General features: G+C 68.8%; 15 protein-coding genes. 9 read left to right on the forward strand and 6 right to left on the reverse strand.

Annotated features, from left to right (window positions below):
* The first annotated feature begins 410 nt into the window (after positions 1 to 410).
* The 4 genes from BLQ75_RS11785 to BLQ75_RS11800 all read left to right on the forward strand — a co-directional run bounded on the left by BLQ75_RS11785 (position 411) and on the right by BLQ75_RS11800 (position 7,015).
* Positions 411 to 785 (forward strand): CU044_2847 family protein, encoded by a 375-nt coding sequence (locus tag BLQ75_RS11785; protein WP_092601624.1) that lies wholly within the window; start codon positions 411 to 413, stop codon positions 783 to 785.
* Between the two features lie 35 nt (positions 786 to 820).
* On the forward strand, positions 821 to 5,116 hold the full coding sequence (locus tag BLQ75_RS11790; protein WP_092601626.1) for an nSTAND1 domain-containing NTPase: 4,296 nt from the start codon (positions 821 to 823) through the stop codon (positions 5,114 to 5,116).
* Between the two features lie 872 nt (positions 5,117 to 5,988).
* Complete coding sequence (locus tag BLQ75_RS11795; protein ID WP_139182961.1) at positions 5,989 to 6,801, forward strand: hypothetical protein; 813 nt, start codon at positions 5,989 to 5,991, stop codon at positions 6,799 to 6,801.
* A 10-nt stretch (positions 6,802 to 6,811) separates the two neighbouring features.
* Positions 6,812 to 7,015, forward strand: a complete 204-nt coding sequence (locus BLQ75_RS11800) for a hypothetical protein (RefSeq protein WP_092601989.1) — start codon at positions 6,812 to 6,814, stop codon at positions 7,013 to 7,015.
* A gap of 606 nt (positions 7,016 to 7,621) precedes the next feature.
* Here BLQ75_RS11800 and BLQ75_RS11805 read toward each other — a convergent pair.
* On the reverse strand, positions 7,622 to 8,665 hold the full coding sequence (locus BLQ75_RS11805; RefSeq protein WP_092601630.1) for a hypothetical protein: 1,044 nt from the start codon (positions 8,663 to 8,665) through the stop codon (positions 7,622 to 7,624).
* Complete coding sequence (locus BLQ75_RS11810) at positions 8,662 to 9,012, reverse strand: PadR family transcriptional regulator (protein WP_211481327.1); 351 nt, start codon at positions 9,010 to 9,012, stop codon at positions 8,662 to 8,664. The genes BLQ75_RS11805 and BLQ75_RS11810 overlap by 4 nt, the downstream gene beginning before the upstream one ends.
* 251 nt (positions 9,013 to 9,263) lie before the next feature.
* On the opposite strand from BLQ75_RS11810, the gene BLQ75_RS11815 reads away from it, so the two are divergent.
* The gene (locus tag BLQ75_RS11815; protein ID WP_092601634.1) at positions 9,264 to 9,764 is read left to right on the forward strand and encodes a methylated-DNA--[protein]-cysteine S-methyltransferase; all 501 of its coding nucleotides are present in this window, start codon (positions 9,264 to 9,266) and stop codon (positions 9,762 to 9,764) included.
* A gap of 154 nt (positions 9,765 to 9,918) precedes the next feature.
* Here the strand turns inward: BLQ75_RS11815 and BLQ75_RS11820 are convergent, their stop codons facing one another.
* The 4 genes from BLQ75_RS11820 to BLQ75_RS11835 all read right to left on the reverse strand — a co-directional run bounded on the left by BLQ75_RS11820 (position 9,919) and on the right by BLQ75_RS11835 (position 13,492).
* On the reverse strand, positions 9,919 to 10,275 hold the full coding sequence (locus tag BLQ75_RS11820; protein WP_092601636.1) for an NUDIX hydrolase: 357 nt from the start codon (positions 10,273 to 10,275) through the stop codon (positions 9,919 to 9,921).
* A gap of 13 nt (positions 10,276 to 10,288) precedes the next feature.
* Positions 10,289 to 11,035 (reverse strand): GNAT family N-acetyltransferase, encoded by a 747-nt coding sequence (locus BLQ75_RS11825; RefSeq protein WP_211481328.1) that lies wholly within the window; start codon positions 11,033 to 11,035, stop codon positions 10,289 to 10,291.
* 61 nt (positions 11,036 to 11,096) lie between these two features.
* The gene (locus tag BLQ75_RS11830) at positions 11,097 to 11,795 is read right to left on the reverse strand and encodes a response regulator (RefSeq protein ID WP_092601993.1); all 699 of its coding nucleotides are present in this window, start codon (positions 11,793 to 11,795) and stop codon (positions 11,097 to 11,099) included.
* Positions 11,792 to 13,492: an ATP-binding protein gene (locus tag BLQ75_RS11835; RefSeq protein WP_092601637.1), complete on the reverse strand. Its 1,701-nt coding sequence runs from the start codon at positions 13,490 to 13,492 to the stop codon at positions 11,792 to 11,794. Before BLQ75_RS11835 ends, BLQ75_RS11830 begins: the two co-directional genes overlap by 4 nt.
* A 298-nt stretch (positions 13,493 to 13,790) precedes the next feature.
* Here BLQ75_RS11835 and BLQ75_RS11840 point away from each other — a divergent pair, with 298 nt between their 5' ends.
* The 4 genes from BLQ75_RS11840 (at position 13,791) to BLQ75_RS11855 (ending at position 17,826) form a co-directional block, all read left to right on the forward strand.
* Entirely contained in the window at positions 13,791 to 14,780 is a 990-nt protein-coding gene (locus BLQ75_RS11840) for a Bug family tripartite tricarboxylate transporter substrate binding protein (RefSeq protein ID WP_092601639.1), read from the forward strand.
* On the forward strand, positions 14,777 to 15,337 hold the full coding sequence (locus BLQ75_RS11845) for a tripartite tricarboxylate transporter TctB family protein (RefSeq protein WP_092601641.1): 561 nt from the start codon (positions 14,777 to 14,779) through the stop codon (positions 15,335 to 15,337). Before BLQ75_RS11840 ends, BLQ75_RS11845 begins: the two co-directional genes overlap by 4 nt.
* On the forward strand, positions 15,337 to 16,839 hold the full coding sequence (locus BLQ75_RS11850) for a tripartite tricarboxylate transporter permease (protein ID WP_092601643.1): 1,503 nt from the start codon (positions 15,337 to 15,339) through the stop codon (positions 16,837 to 16,839). The genes BLQ75_RS11845 and BLQ75_RS11850 overlap by 1 nt, the downstream gene beginning before the upstream one ends.
* Positions 16,840 to 17,196: 357 nt before the next feature.
* A complete protein-coding gene (locus BLQ75_RS11855) occupies positions 17,197 to 17,826 on the forward strand; it encodes an HNH endonuclease family protein (protein WP_092601645.1) in 630 nt (209 codons plus the stop codon).
* Positions 17,827 to 17,870 lie beyond the last annotated feature (44 nt).

A 17,870-nucleotide genomic window follows, 5' to 3' on the forward strand; every position in this document is an offset into this window, starting at 1 on the left:
AGCGGGTGCGGACCCGGCTGCTCAACCAGGTCGACGAGCGCCGCAACCCGCGCACGAACGCCACCGTCGAACAGCTGCTGGACCGCTACCTCGAATCGATCAGGAACGTCACTTCTCCTCCCTTCCTCACCGCTTCCTCGGTACTGTGACAACGCTCCCTGTCAGTCAGATGATCAGCGGGCGCGGTGCCGGGGCGTCGCACACTTCGACCGGACGTGGTGGCGAGTCATCGATCTTGCGGCCGGCTGGACCATCCGCGTGGTCACGGCCAGGTCCGACGAGTAGCAGACAGCTACGGGATCTTGGATCAGTCGAAACCGCATCCTGGCGCTCGAAGTTCTCAGAAAACTGACCTCTCGGCCATCGGGCGTTGCTACGCTCTCTGAATCCCGAATGGTTGGAGGAGAGTTATGAGCGACCGCCCTGTCCACACGGTGGAAGTTCCGCTGAGTGACAACAACGGCCAGGCGGTTCGTGTCCAAATCCGGGAGGTGGACGAAACGCTCGTCCGGGCGGGCCGAGGAGGGCGCTCCATAGCACGGGCCGAACGGTCGTTCGGGCAGATGTTGGACACTATACGCCCCATGGCGGAGAGCTTTGTGGGGCGATTCAGCGGGCTTGCGAACGCGCCGGACGAGATCACGCTGGAGTTCGGAGTTTCGTTGTCGGCCGAGGCTGACGTGGTCATTGCCAGCACCGCGACGGAAGCCAATTTCTCCGTGAGTCTGACCTGGAACAGGAGTGTTTCGGGAGATGCCGACGAGAATACTGTGCAGGTGAGTTGAGCCGCTCGAGGCTCGCAACGGGGTAGGAGGTCTCAGTGACGGAGGCTCAGGAGCGGGATGGCGAGGAGGCGGAGCCGGTACTGGTTTCAGCGGTCGTCCGAGTCAAAGGGTCGGATGGTGCGATCGGCGGCGCAGGCTTCCTGATCGCTTCGGACCTGGTGCTGACCTGCGCCCATGTGGTCTCAGACGCGCTGGACCGGCCCCGGCAGGACACGGTTGAGGCAGGCGCCGAGGTCACGGTGGACGTGCCTCTGGCCAACAACGCCGACGGCGTGGACGGGAGCGACTACAGTGCCGAGGTCCGGCACTGGATACCGATCAGACCGGACCAGACCGGCGACATCGCCGTGCTACGGTTGCGGAACCCGATTTCCGGCTCCCGGCCTCTCCCCATGATCGACCCGGAGTCCGGCGTGTGGGACCACAACACGCGCGCCGTGGGCTTCACCGACGACAACCCGGATGGAATCTGGCAAAGCGGCAGGTTTCTCGGTCCCACCGGTCAGGGCTGGATACAGCTCTCGCGGACCGACAGTGAGGCCGTGGTCGTTCAGGGGGGCTTCAGTGGCAGCCCGGTCTGGGACAACGAGCTGGGTGCCGCCGTGGGCATGATGGTGGCGGCCCAGCCAGTGCGTGAGGTCCAGCAAGCGTTCGCCCTGCGAACGAGAACACTGCTGCGAGAAGTACCCGAACTCGCCCCATTCGTGAGCCCGGCAACGCCATTTCGGGGTCTGTCCGCTTTTCAGGAGGGCGACGCTGATGTCTTCTTCGGTCGGGACGACGACATCGAGCGAGTGATCACCACCTTGCGGGGCGATCATCCCACCGTGACGGTGTACGGGCCGTCGGGCTGCGGCAAGTCGTCGCTCGCGCTGGCCGGTGTGGTGCCGAGGATGAGGCAGGACGGCTACCGCATTCTGCGGGTGGACGCCACACGCTTCGCCTCCCTGCGTGCCGCGCTCGCCACCGAACTGTTCGAGAGCGTGCGATCGGGGCAGTACGGCCCACCGCGCGTGCGGAGCGCCGACCGAGTAGACCAGTGGTTGAGCGAATTGGGACTCGCGGACGCCTTCCACCGGGTGACAGGGGAGCCCGCGGCACGGTTGCTGGTCGTACTCGACCAGGCCGAAGCACTGCTGAACCATCCGGAACAGCGGCTCGCCGAGGCCATCGGACTCTTGTTCCCCAAACAGCAGCCAGCCGATCCGCAGGTCCTCGTCACCCTGCGCGCCGACTTCATGGACGCCGCACTGAGCGACGCGCACCTGGGACCCGCGCTGAAGCGCGGGGTGACACTTCCGCTCACACCCATGACCCGGAACCAGCTGCACGCGGTGATCACCGAACCGATCAAGCACATTCCGACAGTCGACTACGACCCTGGGCTCGACCGGCGCATCCTGGACGACGCGCGCGGTGAACCGGGGATTCTGCCGCTGCTGAGCTTCGTCCTGACGCAGCTGTGGGAAAACAAGGCCTCGGGACGGTTGCGGGCTTCGACGTACGAGGCCATCGGCGGGGTATCAGGTGCGCTGCGGCGGCATGCGGAGGAGGTGTGGAAAGAGTGCGTTCCGCCTGAGGAGGAGGCCGAGGCACGACGGCTGTTGACTGGGCTGGTGCGGGTGCTGCCAGGCAGCGAGGCTCCGCTGCGGCGCGCACTGACACGCGAAGAGGCCGGGGAACGACGCTGGCGCCTGGCGCAGGCACTGGCCGGCCAAGAAAGACGCCTGCTGGTCCTGTACGGAGGCGATGGTCGGCCGGAGACCGCGGAGCTGACCCACGAAGCGCTGATCACGGCATGGCCCGACCTGGCAGAGCTGGTCCGGGCCAACGCCGACTTCCTCGCGGTGCGGGCGGAGGTGCAGCACGACCTGGAACGGTGGCGGAAGGCGGACCGCCCGGCCGACCTGCTGCCCAGATCCCTCCAACTCGCGGCCGTGGAAGCGAGGCTGCGGGACCGCGAGGCGGACCTGACCGAGGAGCAGCGGGACTTCCTCGCGCTGGCGCGTCGGCGCCAGCGGACGCGGCGGGTCCAGGTGCGTGCGGGCTGGGTCGCGGTGACCGTGGTCGTGGCGCTGATCGCCATGCTGGGCATATCCCTCGTGCAGGAGTCACGGGTGAGCGCACAGCGAGAGGCGGAGGGAAAATCGCGGACGCTTGCCGTGCAATCGGACGAGCTGACGAGCAGCAACCCTGGGCAGGCCGCCCTGACCGCGCTCGCCGCATACGAGATCGCGCCAACACAGGAAGCGCGAAGCGCGCTGATGCGCCGGTACCTGGAACTCAAGGACGCGGCGTGGGTGCTGTCAGGAGCGGAAGGGCCGATCCAGGCATCGGACATGAGCGCCGACGGCCGGGTGACGCTGGCAACGAGCACGGGCGGCCGCGCGACCCTGTTCGTGCGCACGGCCAAGGGCAGGATCAGACAGGAGCAACTCCGCCTCGCCCACAATGTTCTGTCTCCAGTGGTCAGCCGGGACGGACGGCGGATCGCCTATCTGCGCGAGGCGGACGGGGTGGTGGTATGGCACGACGTGGCGCCCTCGGCAAAGAAGCTGGTGGGACCAGCGCACCTACTCCGCAGTGGCCAGATCAAGCACTATACGACCGGCACGCAGTGGGGCCAGCACAAGATCATGGACTTCTCCCCGGACGCCCGCCGATTGGTCGGGGTGTCGACCGAAGGGAACTGGGCGTCGTCGCAGCACCCGGTGCGGGTGTGGAACCTGGAGACAGGCGAGCTTCGGATGCTGCCCAAGCAGATCTCGGGCCTCCGTGAGGTGTGGTTCGGAGCAGACGAGAACACGTTGGTGGCCCGGCGCAGCACCGGACCGGAGACGCTGGAGGACTCGGTGGTGACAGTCGATATCACTGAGGGGACGCTGCGCACACTGGCGAAGGAAACCAATTCGTCGGCTACCGAAGTGTCGGGGGACGGCAGTGTAGTGATCGTCTGCCGGGACGGGCCCGGGGCGGACAACGAGCGAGTGGCGCGCTACGAGGCCATAGACGTGTCGGACGGACAGACACTGCGCCGCTACCAGCGGGGGAGCGACATTTCCTGCTCGGAAACCACCGTCGACGAAACGGGCGAACACTTCGCGGTCCCGCGCGTGGGAGTGGGAGAATGGGACCTCGTCGATACGCGCAATGACAAGAAGCCCCAGCCCTTCTTCGGTCCCGACGTCGATGACGGCTCCCATCTGCCTCTCCTGGGTACCCCGCACGAGCCCGTCATCGTCACCATGGACGAGGACACGGGGGTGACCGGGTCGGCGCTGCTGAGGTCTCACGGTGGCACCGCCTACAGCCCTCCAAAGCTGCTCGGCGACGGAAGCAGGATGGTGGTCCGCATGGGCGAAGACGGCAGAAGCCTGCGCGTCATGGAGACGGAAGGCGAGGAGCGGATCATTGCCGAGGTCGACAGCAATGCCGAAACGCCTCCGGACGCGAATCAGGAAATCCAGGTCAACCACGCCGAGACTCTGGTGGCGGATGTGGCGGACCGGAACCGGATCACCGTCCGTGCACTGCCCTCGCTCCACAAGGTTGCCGAGTTCACCACGGCGGAACCGCCCGTCGGCGAAGGCGGGAAACCAGAGCTGCTGCGATTCCACTTCCTCGGCGACGACCGGCTCGTGACGCTCTCCGGCACGCGCGTCGAGCACTGGGACGCCCGCGAAGGCCGCCGCCTGTCGCAGCCGATCGACCTGCGTGACCTGCAACTCACCACGCGGGATCAGCCGACCTACTTCGTGGGCAGCCACCCCGAGCCGGGGTATGTGGGGGTCACGGTGTCCCGCGAACCGGACGTCCATGCCGTCAACCTGCGAACAGGCAAAGAGAACAAGGAACTTCGCCTCCGCCTCGGCGATGACCTCAACGTGGCCGTGTTCCTGGAGGACCCGCGCTATGTGGCCGTGAAGACCACGGGCGGCATGGTGGAGCTGTGGTCGGTACAGTCCGGGCAGCCGGCAACGAGAGCGGTGGGCCCGCTCGGACCGCTGAACCCGAACCGATGGGCGGCAGGCACCCTCGAGGGATCCGGATTCTTCCTGGCCAACAACAGTTCCGTACGCTTCCTGAAGGCGGACGACCCCGGGGACCGGGAGACGTACGAGTTCGAGGAAAAGCAGGGCTTCGTGGCGGGGACCAGGGACGGCAAGGCGCTGCTACGCACGCCCGTGTCCGGCGGAGGCCGGCTTGAACTGGTCCGCCTCGACCCCGCCCTGTGGAAGCGGCACCTCTGTGCCGTCCTCGGCCGTGACCTCACCAAGAACGAACGCGATGGGCTTCCCGACGGCCTGCCGACCACTATCTGCCCTTCCTGAAGCCAGAGAGGCAAGTCCAGTCCAGCCGGACACTCGCGGACCGACAGCACCGGACCGTGCTTCCAAGCGGCGCGACCTGCCCGGCACACGGGCGAGAAGCCCCCTTCCCGGGTCCGGCCAGGTCCGGGTGCGGCCAGGGAACAGGCTCGTGCGACTGACAGAACCGGGGAACGAACCGGCCGAAGTGGACTCGATGCTCGATGCGGTCCCGACATCCTCGCCTGCGAACTCATCGTGTGCGACACCGACGACCAGCACCTCACCACACCCCACCACCATGCCCCCGTGAACGAGCCGGCCCCCATGAACAAGCCGGGAAAAGGCGACAACCCGAGGAAGGGGTGGCGTCCCCGTACGTACGGCTGTGCCGCGAGCGGACCCGGGAGTCGGGAGCGCGTTGAGTCTCGGCCGACTGGTCACCTCGTCCCGAACTCAGCCCTCGTGACTGAAGCAGAACAGTTCCGAGACGGTGAGCACCGGGGATGTGCCGCTCTCGCCGTATGACCATGCGAACACTGTCCTTCGGGGCCACTCGTGACTGGTTCCGGACGCGTTCCGGCCACACCCCGCCGGACAGCGGTCAGTGGGTCTGTTACAGCTAATCCACATTCGTTATGAAAAGCCGCTTTTTGGTGTTGTGGCTTTTCATCTGTTCGTAGTAGAGCATCGTGCTGGTCATCGTGCGACGATTTTTCACGGGTTCGCGCTCGCGTCACAATGCTCAAGGCCACGCTAAGACCGTGTCCGCGCGTAATACGCGTGCTTCGTGACGCGACGCCGACCCGTGGCGCCGACGTTTCCGGACGTCCCGCATTATCCGACACTCGACGGCGTCCGGAGTTTCCACAGGCAACGATACACAGTTTGAGAACGTGGAGAGCCATATCTTAACGACGACGAAGTTTCGCAAGCCGGTGATGGCAGTCGCTCCTCTGGCCCTGGCACTCGCGGTGGGAGGGATGACGCCGACACCCACCGTGGCGGCACCGCAGGAGGCCCAGCGGCCTGCCGCCACGGCTGCTCCCGATACGAATGGAACCTGCTCACCCCAGGGCCCCTCGGCGGGTTCGACGACCGAGATGACCCTGGTCGACGGCCATGAGACGCGTGAGTTGACGAGCGCGGCCTTCGAGGCCGTGAAAAACGGCGAGATCTCCGTCCAGACTCCGCGGAACGCGCTTTCCCGGGGCCAAGCCAAGGTTTACGCAGTGGACGCTGAGAACAGCGATTCCACTTCGGTGACGATTCCTGTCGGCGGGGAATACAGCCTGATCAGTAACCTCACGGTTCTCTTCGACACGAGCGGCGACATCGTCCAGTACAGTGAGACGCTCGTCAGTGAGAACGAAGTCGGAAACTTCAACATTACGAGTTACACGGACGGCGTTCTCGTGAACAGCGAGGACACGGATCTGCCGTTCATGACGGACGCCGAGCTGCGGCAGCAGGCCAACAACGGCGCCGATAGTTCCGACCCCATGGCCGCGATGGGGGTCGGAAGCACGGCTGCCTGCGTCGCGGCGGTACTCGGCGTGAGCGGCGCCACCGGGTATCTCATCGTGAGTGCCTGCACGGGTGCGTGCTCGACTCCTGGAGTGGGTACGGCGGTGTGCGTCGCTTGCATCGGCGCCTACGCAACCGTCGGCAGCGCGTCGGTGACCGCCGTCGCCAGCTGCTTCGGTTAAGGTGAGGGTGATGAAGCAGACGTGGCTATTCGTGGTCAGCCTGGCCGGGATGGCCGTCTCGGCCGCCGTGCTGATGTTGTACATCCCGTCGCTGTTCCGCTCGGGTGAGCAGGACGGCTTCTGGACCCTCGGGGTGCTCGCGTGCCTCACCGTGACTTTCGCGGTGGGGACGCGATACTGGCGTCCATCGACGTCGGGTTCGGACGGCGGATAGTCCCTGACTGCCCCCCCCCCCCCCCCCCCCCCCCCGCGCGCGAAGGTCGTGACAGCCGCCGGAGGGCCCACCTGGCGGCTGTCACGACCTTCTTCCGCGCGCAGTGACGGTGTCGCGCCCCGGAGACCGCGTCGACGATTCCCCGATCCCACCGCAGGAGGGTTCGGAGAGGACGAGGCGGGGCGGTCGCGGGACGTCGTCGCAATCGCTGCCCCACCCCGCCCCGCTCGGAAAACGCTGCCTGGCGGGGGATCTTCCCGTCCTTGTCCAGCACGGGTGGTACCGAACCGGCGCGCCTGGCTGAACGCACGTCTGGACTGACCCCGGCGTCGGCGCTGTGGGGAACCGCCGGGGTGGGTGGTTGTCCGTGCGCGGCGTCAACACCGTCGTCCGCGAGACCGCCACCGCGCCCGGATCGGTCCGCTGTGCCGGTTCGGGCGGGAAAGACGCGGGTCCGTCCGCACTTCGCGGTCTGCCTCCGTCATCCGGCTGCCGCGCGACGGCGTCGAGGTCGTTACCGTCGCCGAGCTGACGGGCCGCGCCGAGCTCGACTCCACCCGCGTCGGCGCCCGTGTCTCGACCGTCCTGTCAGCTACGCGGCCGCGATCAGTGCTCCGCCACCCCGAGTGCGGCCGAACCGCCCCCGCGAGGTGATCGGACAACGGTGAACACCAGAACGACCACGAGGACGAGCAGTGCCGCCTGCGGCAGCACCAGGAAAAGCGCGGACACACCGTCCGGCAGGCCGAATGCCACGAGCGGCGCCACGTACGCCAGCAGGGACAGCACACCGATCACGGCCAGCGCGACCGACCAGGAGTTCGTGATCAGCCTCGGACGGCGCCCTCGCACGACCAGGGTCGCCACGGCGGCACCCAGCATTCCCCAGATGAGGGGCCCGGCAACCACCACCGTCGGGTCGATTCGGCCCACCACTACGAACAGGAGACAGCCGAGAACCGCTACCGGCAGCGCGAGCGACCACGGCCTCCGTGACGGGGCGGGGGCGTCACGATGGAACCCGAGGAGCACGCAGGTGACGGGCAGCCAAACTCCGAGCTCGATCAGTACAGCGGTGACGAACATGGTCGTGCCCTCGGTGACCGTGGAGATCACCGAGGTTAACGAAGGCAGCGAGGCCACGACCGCGCAGCACCGACCGGAACGACGTTTCCCCAGCACGAGCAACAGGTACGCGGGCACCCACACCAGGTTCGGCAGCAGGCTCAGGGCGATGTGGCCGCCGGTCGGGCGCACCAGCACGCTCGGCCCGCCGAACGCCGCGCCGCCCCGAAGCTGAACGTAGGCCAGACCGGCCAGGGAGGCCAGTGCCAGCACAGCGCGCACGAGCAGCCCGAGCAGTGCGACGGTGCGAACGGTGTCACCCCACGCACGAGCCGCACGCGGGGCACCGACTCCGCCGAAGCGGGTACGAACCGCGAGCCCCGCCACGGCGACGACCTCCCGCCAGTCGGGCCAGCCGTACTCACCACGCAGATCCTCGTCGTCCTGCTCGTCGTCGCCGTACGCACTCTGCCTCGCTGCGTCGTCGAGCAGGAATACGGCCACCATCTCCTCCTCGCGGTCGGAGCGGTACCAGGCGGGCAGCAGCCGCAGCAGGTGTCGGTAGCGCTGTTCGAGCCTGGTCATGCCGTACCACCCGACCCGGGAAGCAGCCCGCGGACCCGCAACCGGTCGGTGGCCGCCCGCACCGCCTCCGAGCGGCGAGCGGTCTCGCCGGCCAGTGTGGTCAGTCCTTCGTCCGTGATGCGGTAGTAGCGCCGCAACCGTCCGTTGTGGACCTGCTCGCTGTCGAGTTCCACGAGTCCGTCGGCGCACAACCGGTCGAGCACCCCGTACAGGGTTCCCACGCGTAACACCACCCGTTGTCGGGAGAGTTCGCCCACCGCCCGCACGATCCCGTAGCCGTGCAAGGCTCCCTCTGCCAGCACGGTCAGCACCAGGAAAGTCTGCTCGGACATGGCTCGGCGTGACACGCGTACAGTATATATCGTTAACCGGTATATATGTCTCGTCGAGTTTTTTGAATCCACCGGACGCGTGAGAGAACATCACACGCCCACGGGAAGCGGTGCGCCGCTGACCAGGTTCTTCGCGAGTCGTCCCGTTCCGGAAGCCCGTTCACAGGCCGCTCCACCCGGACGACCACGAAACCGGGAACGCGCCCTCCCGATACGGATAGACTCGTGCTACACGCACCCGCCCGCACTGCTTCGAGGACCACGGCATGAGCACGAGACACACGGTGATCGCCTCGCCGGTCGGTGACCTGACCGCCGTGGCCGAGGACGACCACTTGGTCGGGCTCTACTTCACCGGACGGGAGGACGGGAGCCTCGCCGTCACGCTCGGACCGAGGATCGACGAGGATTTCCCGGACACGAGGCTCCAGCTGGACGAGTACTTCGCGGGCGAGCGAACCCGGTTCGACCTTCCGCTGGCCCCGCACGGCGACGAGTTCGAGCAGCGGGTCTGGGAGCTGATCGCCGAGATCGACTACGGCGAGACGCGCAGCTACGGCGAACTCGCCCGTCGGCTGGGCGGCCCCGGGCTGTCCAGGGCCGTGGGCACCGCGACCGGCCGCAACCCGATATCGGTGATCGTGCCCTGCCACCGCGTGATCGGCGCCGACGGCAGCCTGACCGGCTTCGGCGGAGGGCTGGACCGCAAGCGCTTCCTGCTTCGGCTGGAGGAGCCATCCGCCGAAGTGGCTGGCAGGCTGTTCTGAGCGAAGCACTCCGCTGGCCTCATCCCTCGGAGGCCGCGGGTTCCGAAAACGTCCGCCGCACGTGCCGGACCGGGTTCAGCGCCAGTGCCGCCTCCGGGCCGAACCAGCCGTACCGATCGTGCTCCTCGGGGACAGCACCACCGGCGCGTCCGGGTCAGTCTCCACCGCGTGGAACGTCACGGTGTGGAACCGGATGCGGCGCCTCTCGGTGTCCTCGTTCGTGTGGCACGACGACCGCGCCGATCTCGACGCGCAACCCGGTCTCCTCCCGTACCTCCCGACGTGCCGCCACCGCCGGGATCTCCCCCGCTTCCACGATTCCGCCGCGGATGTCCCACCGCCCGCCGAGACAACGCCCCGGCCGCCGTAGCAGCGGCCAACCATCTTCCCGCAGCAGCGCGTGGGCGATCCACCGCTGTTCCCACGCCCCCTCCGGCCCGTGACCGGCCCCGCCCGTCGCCGAGCCCGGCGTGTTCGGGCGTGGGGAACGAGCGCTCCCACCACTGCTCATCCAGTGAGCTTGCTCATCCGGTGAGCCGTACCGAACTGACATCGGCGACCTCGCGGTAGCCGAGCCGCTCGTAGAGCCCGATCGCCCGCGCGTTGTCCACGGTCACTCCGAGCGCGACCTCGCCGAACTCCGCCAGCAGCGCGCGGGTCATCGCGGCTGTCAGGGCACTTCCCAGACCACGACCGCCGTATGCGGGATCGACGGTGATCTTGACCAGGAAACCGACGCCGTTGACGCTGCGGTCGGCTCCGCACGCGACGAGCCGCTCTCCCTCGCGGATGCCGAACCACCGGCGGATTCCCGTGGCGCGGGGTTCGGCCGAGGTGGCCGGGTGCCCGTCCCGCAGCAACCGCTCGATCCGCTCGCTCTCCCCGCTCGGTAGCACCTCCACATCGGACTCACCGCGCCGCTTTCGGGGAGCTCGCTCGGTGGCGAGGAAGTACCAGTCCTCCTCCCGGTGCACCGGCAGCCGCTCGAGCTCGGCGTCGGGCAGCAGCGGGAGCCGCACCGGGGCCCCGGGACCGAGCGGTTCCTCCGCCCGGAGCCACTCGAGCAGGTCGATGGCCGCGTGCGCCCGACCGCGCAGCGAGACCGAACCGGGCTGCCACGGAACACCCGTGAACCAGGCGACGGCCTCGTCCGTCGCGTAACCGACCACGTCTTCGGTGACGGTCATGCGGGTGTAGGCGTCCGCGCCCGCGGCCGTGAACAGCTCGGGGACTCCGACGAGGCGGCGCGGGCTCAGGCAGGACACTGTCATGACGACGATCCTGGCAGAGCGGATCGGTTCCCGCGTGACCACGTCCGGAAACGCCCGCTGATCACGAGAAGCCGCGCCCGCCCGCCCACCGGTAGCGGTGTTCGGGTCGGCCCGCCGAACCGTACCGCAGGTGCAGCGTGATTCCGCCGGTGTTGGCGAAGTGGTCGAGGTAGCGGCGGGCGCTGACCCGGGACAGCCCCGCGCTGTTGGCGACCTCGGAGGCGGAGAGGTCGGTCCCCGCAGAGCGCAGCGTGTCGAGCACCAGCCGGGCGGTGACCGTCGAGAGCCCCTTGGGGAGCTCTTCGGGCACGGTGTGGGGTTCGGCTGGACGCAGCATGCCGTAGACCCTGTCCACATCGGCCTGCTCCGCCTCGTCGACCGCGTCCAGCTCGCTCTTGGCCTCGGCATAGCCGTTCAACCGCTGCCGCAGTTCGCGGAACGGAAAGGGTTTGAGCAGGTAGTGCACCGCGCCACCCTGCATGGCCGCCCTGACCGTCTCCACGTCCCGCACCGCTGTGATCACCAGCACGTCGAGTGGCCGGGCGTTGCCCCGCAACCGCTGCAGCACCCGCACCCCGGACTCGTCCGGCAGGTACAGGTCCAGCAGCACCAGATCCGGGAGCAGCCGTTCGCTCAGCGCCAGCGCTTCCCGCGCGGTGTGGGCCACCCCGACGGCCTCGAAACCGTCCATGCTCCCGACGAGCTTGCGGTGGTTGTCCGCCACCCGCACGTCGTCGTCGACCACGAGCACTCGGATCATCGGCGACTCCACGAGCTGGGCTGTCGATCGGGGCCGGGCAACCCGGCCGGTTCCGCTTCCTCGATGGGCTCTGCCACCGTCGGCAGCAGCGCGGTGAACACCGCACCTCCGTCATTGTCGGCACGGACCCAGCCGCCCCGGTTCCGGCAGGTCTGCCGTACCAGCGCCAGCCCCAGGCCGCAGGGACCTCCCTGCTGGGCCACCTTGGTCGTGAAACCGGCCCGGAACACCTCGTCGACCAGCTCGGGCGCTATCCCGACTCCGGAGTCGCCGACCTCGACACGTGTGGCGGCGGTTCCGTTCTCGGTGACCGAGCACAGCGAGACCCGCACCCTGCCGGTGCCCGCTTCCAGCGACTCCAGCGCGTTGTCGATGAGATTGCCGACCACCAGGATCAGATCGTCCCTGGCGGTGGTGGACGGCAGCGCGTCGAGGTCGGTGTCGGTGCCGAGCACGAACTCGGCACCCCGCTCGGTGGCCGCGGCGGACTTGGCCAGCAGCAGGGCGGCGACGGCGGCGTCGCGCACCCGCGTGGTGAGGTCCTCGGTGAACCGCCCGTGCGAGGCGCTGAGCTCGTCGACGAAGGTGCGTGCCTGCTCGTACTCACCGAGTTCCAGCAGACCGGCGATGGTGTGTATCCGGTTGGAGAACTCGTGCGCCTGGGCGCGCAGGGCGTCGGTGGTGGTACGCGCGCCGTCGAGTTCCTGGGCCAGCTGGTCGAGCTGGGTGCGGTCGCGCAGGGTCACCACCGAACCTCCCCCGATGCCGTCCGGTCGGATCGGCATCCGGTTCAGGGCCAGCACGCGCCCCCGCCGCAGCACGATCTGGTCGGTGCCGTCGGCCTGCCCCGCCAGCACCTCGTGCAGCCGTTCCGGCAGTTCGAGCTCGTCGAGGCGTCTCCCCTCCGCGTCCGGGGGCAGGCCGAGCAACCGGTGGGCCTCGTCGTTGACCAGGGTGATCCTTTCCGACGGGTCGAAGGCCACAACTCCCTCCTTGAGCGCGTGCAGCATGGCCACCCGGTGCTCGACCAACCTGCCGATCTCGTCGGCGGCCATGCCGAAGGTCTGCCTGCGCATCCGCCGGAAGACGAGGTAGGTGCCGAGCGAACCCAGCACCACCAGGGTCAGCACGGTTCCCAGCAGTTCGGGAAGGCTCTGGGCCACTTCCTGGCTGACCGTGGAGACGGGCACCCCGACGGAGACCACGCCGATAACCTTCCCCGCCTCGTCGAGCACGGGCACCTTGGCGCGCATGGATCGCCCGGTGGTTCCGGTCTGGACGCCGGTCCAGACGTCGCCCGCCAGCGCCGGGGCGGCGTCGGTGGACAGTCGGTGACCGATTCGCTCGGGGTCGGGGTGTGAGTAGCGGATCTGCCGCCGGTTCGCGACGACGATGAACGAGGCACCGGTGGCGCGGCGTATCCGCTCGGCCAGCGGCGCGATGGTGTTCTCCGGGTGCGGGTCGTCGAAGGCCTCGCGCACCGTGCGCAGCGTGGCCACCGACTCTGCGATCGCCAGCACGCGCTGCGCGTACTGCTCGTCGAGCTCGGCACGGGTGTTCCGCCACCAGAACAGTCCACTGGCGACGAGCGCGAGCACGACGAGCACCAGCTGCAGCGCGAAGAACTGCCCCGCCAGCGGCCAACGGCGCGCCGGGCCTCGGCTCCGCGTGGTGTTGCCCTCGGCGATGACGTCCATCCCTCCCACGGTCGATGACCGTCCGACCGTAACGGCAGCGCAACGTCCCCGGAAACCACAGTGCCGATGTGCGCTGCGACGACCCCGCGACCGCCGTGACCACAACGACCAGTACCGCGTTTATGAACACCACATTCCCCACGGACGGGGGAGGCACACACCCTGTGATCCACGACTCGCGACGTGCTGTTCACCTCACGGCGTCACGGCGAACACCTCAACCGGTTCCGCCGCCCGAACCGGGGAGCAGTGGGTTGGGAATCGTGTCGAAGAATCCGGACTCTCGCAGGGAAGGACCATGACAGGACGACTGATCCTCCGCCTGACCGCCGCGGTCCTGGGCGTGGTCGTCGTGGGGGCCGGGCTGGCCGACGCCCACACGAAGGCCTCCGGTGGAACCGACCCCCGGGACAAACTGCGGTTGATCGCACCCGCCGATCCCGGCGGTGGCTGGGACACCGTGGCCAGGGAGCTCCAGAGCGCGGTGGACGCGCACGACCTCTCACGGACGACCGAGGTGCTCAACGTGCCGGGGGCGGGCGGCACCATCGGGCTGTCCCGGCTGGCGAACCAGGCCGGCAGCGGCAACAAGCTGATGATGAGCGGGGCCGTGATGACCGGCGCCATCCAGACCACCGACTCCCGCACCACGCTGGACGGCGTCACCCCGATCGCGCGGTTGGCGGACGACTACGAGGTCGTGGTGGTGCCGAAGGACTCGCGGTTCCGGACGGTGCGGGACCTCATGTCCGCCTGGCGGCGGGCGCCGCGTTCGATCGCGGTCGGCGGTGGTTCCGCGGGCGGTACCGACCACCTGTTCGCCGGGATGCTCTCGCGTGCCGCCGGAGTGCCGACCTCCGAGCTCAACTACATCGCCTACTCGGGCGGCGGCGAGGTGGTCACCGGTCTGCTCGACGGCGGCCTCGACGCCGGAGTCTCCAGCTACGCGGAGTTCGCCGGGCAGATAGCGGCAGGCGAACTCCGCGCGCTCGGCGTCTCCGCCGAGCAACCGCTCGACGGGATCGACGTCCCGACCTTCGTCGAGCAGGGCGTGGACGCCACGCTGGCGAACTGGCGCGGGGTGGTGGCCCCGCCCGGACTGTCCGCCGAGCAGCGCGCGGAGCTGGAAAAGATCGTCACGCGGGTGCACGACACCGAGCAGTGGCGCGGTGCCGTGGAACGCAACGGCTGGGAGGACACCTTCCAGACCGGAGCCGAGTTCCGGAGCTTCCTCGAGTCCGAGACCGCACGCATCAAGAGAATCAGCGAGGAGCTGGGCCTGTCATGACCACATTCGTGCGAGGAAACGCCTCGCGGCAGCGAGGCGAAGAGGGCGAATCCACCTCGTTCTGGACCGGGCGCGGTGAACTGCTGGTGGGGATGCTGGTCGGTTCCATCGGCGGTTTCCTGCTGGTCCGGACCGCGAGCATGGACGTGCCGTCCTCGGTGAGCTTCCTGGGTCCCCGCTTCTTCCCCGCCGTGGTGGGAGCGCTGCTGGTGGTGCTGGGGATCTCGCTGGCCGTGCGGGTGGCGCTCGCCGGGCACCGCACCGGGACGGCCGACGCGGCGACCGAGGAACCCGCCGGCGCCACCGGCTCGGGCAGCGAATGGAAACCGTTGCTGCTGACCGCGGCGACCCTGGTGGCTCACCTGGCACTGCTGCGCACCGCCGGGTGGATCGTGGCGGGAGCGCTGCTGTTCTGGGGCGTCTCCTGCGCGCTGGGCAGCGAGCACAGACTGCGTGACCTGGGGATATCGGTGATCGTGTCCTCGGCCGTGCAGCTGGCGTTCTCGGCCGGGCTGGGACTGTCGCTGCCCTCCGGACTGCTGCTGGAGGTGCTGTGATGGAAACACTGTCGTTGCTGCTGGACGGCTTCGGCGCCGCCCTCACCCCGGTCAACCTGCTGCTGTGCCTGGCCGGTGTGGTGCTGGGAACGGTCGTGGGCGTGCTGCCCGGGCTCGGCACCGCCATGGCGATCGCGCTGCTGGTGCCGGTCACCTTCCGCCTGGACCCCGCCGGGGCCTTCATCATGTTCGCCGGGGTCTACTTCGGAGGCCAGTTCGGCGGTGCCACCACCGCCATCCTGTTGAACACGCCGGGGCAGAGCTCCTCGATGGCCACGGCGTTCGAGGGGTTCCTGATGGCCAGGAACCGCAGGGCACCGCAGGCACTGGCCACCGCCGTGCTCGGTTCCTTCCTGTCCAGCGTCGTGGCCGTCACGCTCGTGGTGTTCTTCTCGCCGCTGATGGTCGAGCTCGCCGTCGGGTTCGGCCCGCCGGAGTACTTCGCGTTGACCGTGCTGGCCTTCCTGGCGACCTCGGCCGTGGTGGCCGGTGACGTGCTGCGCGGCCTGAGTGGCCTGGGAGTCGGCCTGGCCCTGGCGATGGTGGGCATCGACGAGCAGAGCGGGGCGGTGCGCTTCACGTTGGGAACCCCCCAGCTGCTGGACGGGATCAGCATCGTCGTGGTGACGGTGGGGCTGCTGGCGATCGGCGAGGTGCTGTACGTGGCCTCGCGGGCGCGGCGCAGCCCCGCCACCGAGACGGTGGCCTCCGGCAGGCCGTGGCTGAACAGGCGTGACCTGGGACGTTCCTGGCGGCCGTGGCTGCGCGGCACCGCGCTGGGCGTGCCGTTCGGCGTGATCCCCGCCGGCGGCGCTGAGATCCCGACGTTCCTGTCCTACGGGGCGGAGAAGGCCCTGGCCGGACGTCGTGGGGACGACGAGTTCGGACGGGGCGCCATCGAGGGCGTGGCGGGCCCGGAGGCGGCCAACAACGCGACCACGGCCACCTCGCTGGTGCCGCTGCTGGGGTTGGGACTTCCCACCTCGGCCACCGCCGCGATCATGCTCGGCGCCTTCCAGCAGTACGGGATGCGTCCGGGGCCCCTGCTGTTCACCCAGGAGTCCGACCTGGTCTGGGCACTGCTGGCGAGCCTGTTCATCGGCAGCGTCATGCTGCTGGTGCTGAACCTGCCGTTCGCTCCGGTGTGGGCGAAGCTGCTGCGGATACCGCGCAACTACCTCTACGCCGGGATCGTCGTGTTCGCCACCGTCGGGGTCTACACCGCGAGGTCCGCGCTGTTCGACGTGCTGCTGCTCTACGTGGTGGGAGCGCTCGGCTTCCTGCTGCGCCGCTACGGTTTCCCGGTCGCGCCGGTGCTGATCGGCGTGATCCTGGGGCCGCTCGCGGAGACCTCGCTGCGCCGGGCCATGGCGATGAGCCAGGGGGATGTGGGCGTGCTGTTCGCCGGTCCCTTCGCGGTGGGCATCTACTCGGTCCTGATCGTGGCTGTGGTCCTCTCGGCGGTGCTGCGACCGCGGCGCGGCCGGGCTGGAACGGGCTGAGGCGAGCTGCCGGAGGATGCGGCCGGTGTCCTCCGGCGGCTTCGTGGCCGCGCCGAGTGCCGGAGGGATGAGGGGGTCGCACTGGTTCAGCGGCTTCGCAGCGCGGCCCCGGACCGGGGACGGCGGATGCCCGAGGAGTCCGGCGGGCGCTGTCTCGCCGACGCGGTGGCGCGAGCGGCGCGCGGGGGCGAGAACGCGTCCGCCGAAGGGTTTTCCGATGTCCGGAGACCCGGCCGTCGGGTTAACCGCGGAAGGCCCCTCGAAATCATCGGCTCTTCACCGCGATCTCGACCGGTGTTGTCCCTCGCTTGTCACGCTGCGGAGGTCGTCTCACCCCAGCACGTGAGGAGAACGGCCGTGCGACGTCTCGCGATCGCTTTGACCACCACGTCATCCGCCGTGGCACTGGTTCTCGCCTCGGTGGGAACCGCCGCCGCCTACCCACCCGACCCGCCCGGCGCGGCGACAGCACGACAGCAACTGTCCGAGCTCGCGGTGCGCGCCGAGGGCTCCATGAGTGGCTACGACCGGGACAGGTTCCCCCACTGGTCGAACCGGACGGGTACCTGCGACACCCGGGAGACCGTGCTGAAACGCGACGGCAGTGGGGTCTCCGTCGGACCGGACTGCTATCCGGACTCCGGAAGCTGGTACAGTGTCTACGACCAGCGGTGGGTGAGCGACCCCGGCGAGGTGCACATCGATCACGTGGTCCCGCTCGCCGAGTCCTGGCGCTCCGGCACCGCCGGATGGAGCGACGCGAAACGCGAGGACTTCGCCAACGATCTGAGCACCCAGCAGCTGATCGCGGTCTCCGGCACCTCCAACATGGCCAAGAGCGACGACGACCCGGCCGCCTGGCGACCCTCGAACACCGGATACCACTGCGTATACGCGCGTAGCTGGATCAACGTGAAACACGTTTGGGGACTCAGCGTCGACTCTGCCGAGAAGAACGCCCTGTCGAGTATGCTCGACGACTGCTGAGCGCGAACCGCCTCGGACCGCCGGTACCCATCAGCCCGGCGGTC

The sequence above is a fragment of the Actinopolyspora xinjiangensis genome (assembly GCF_900104475.1).
GTDB lineage: Bacteria > Actinomycetota > Actinomycetes > Mycobacteriales > Pseudonocardiaceae > Actinopolyspora > Actinopolyspora xinjiangensis.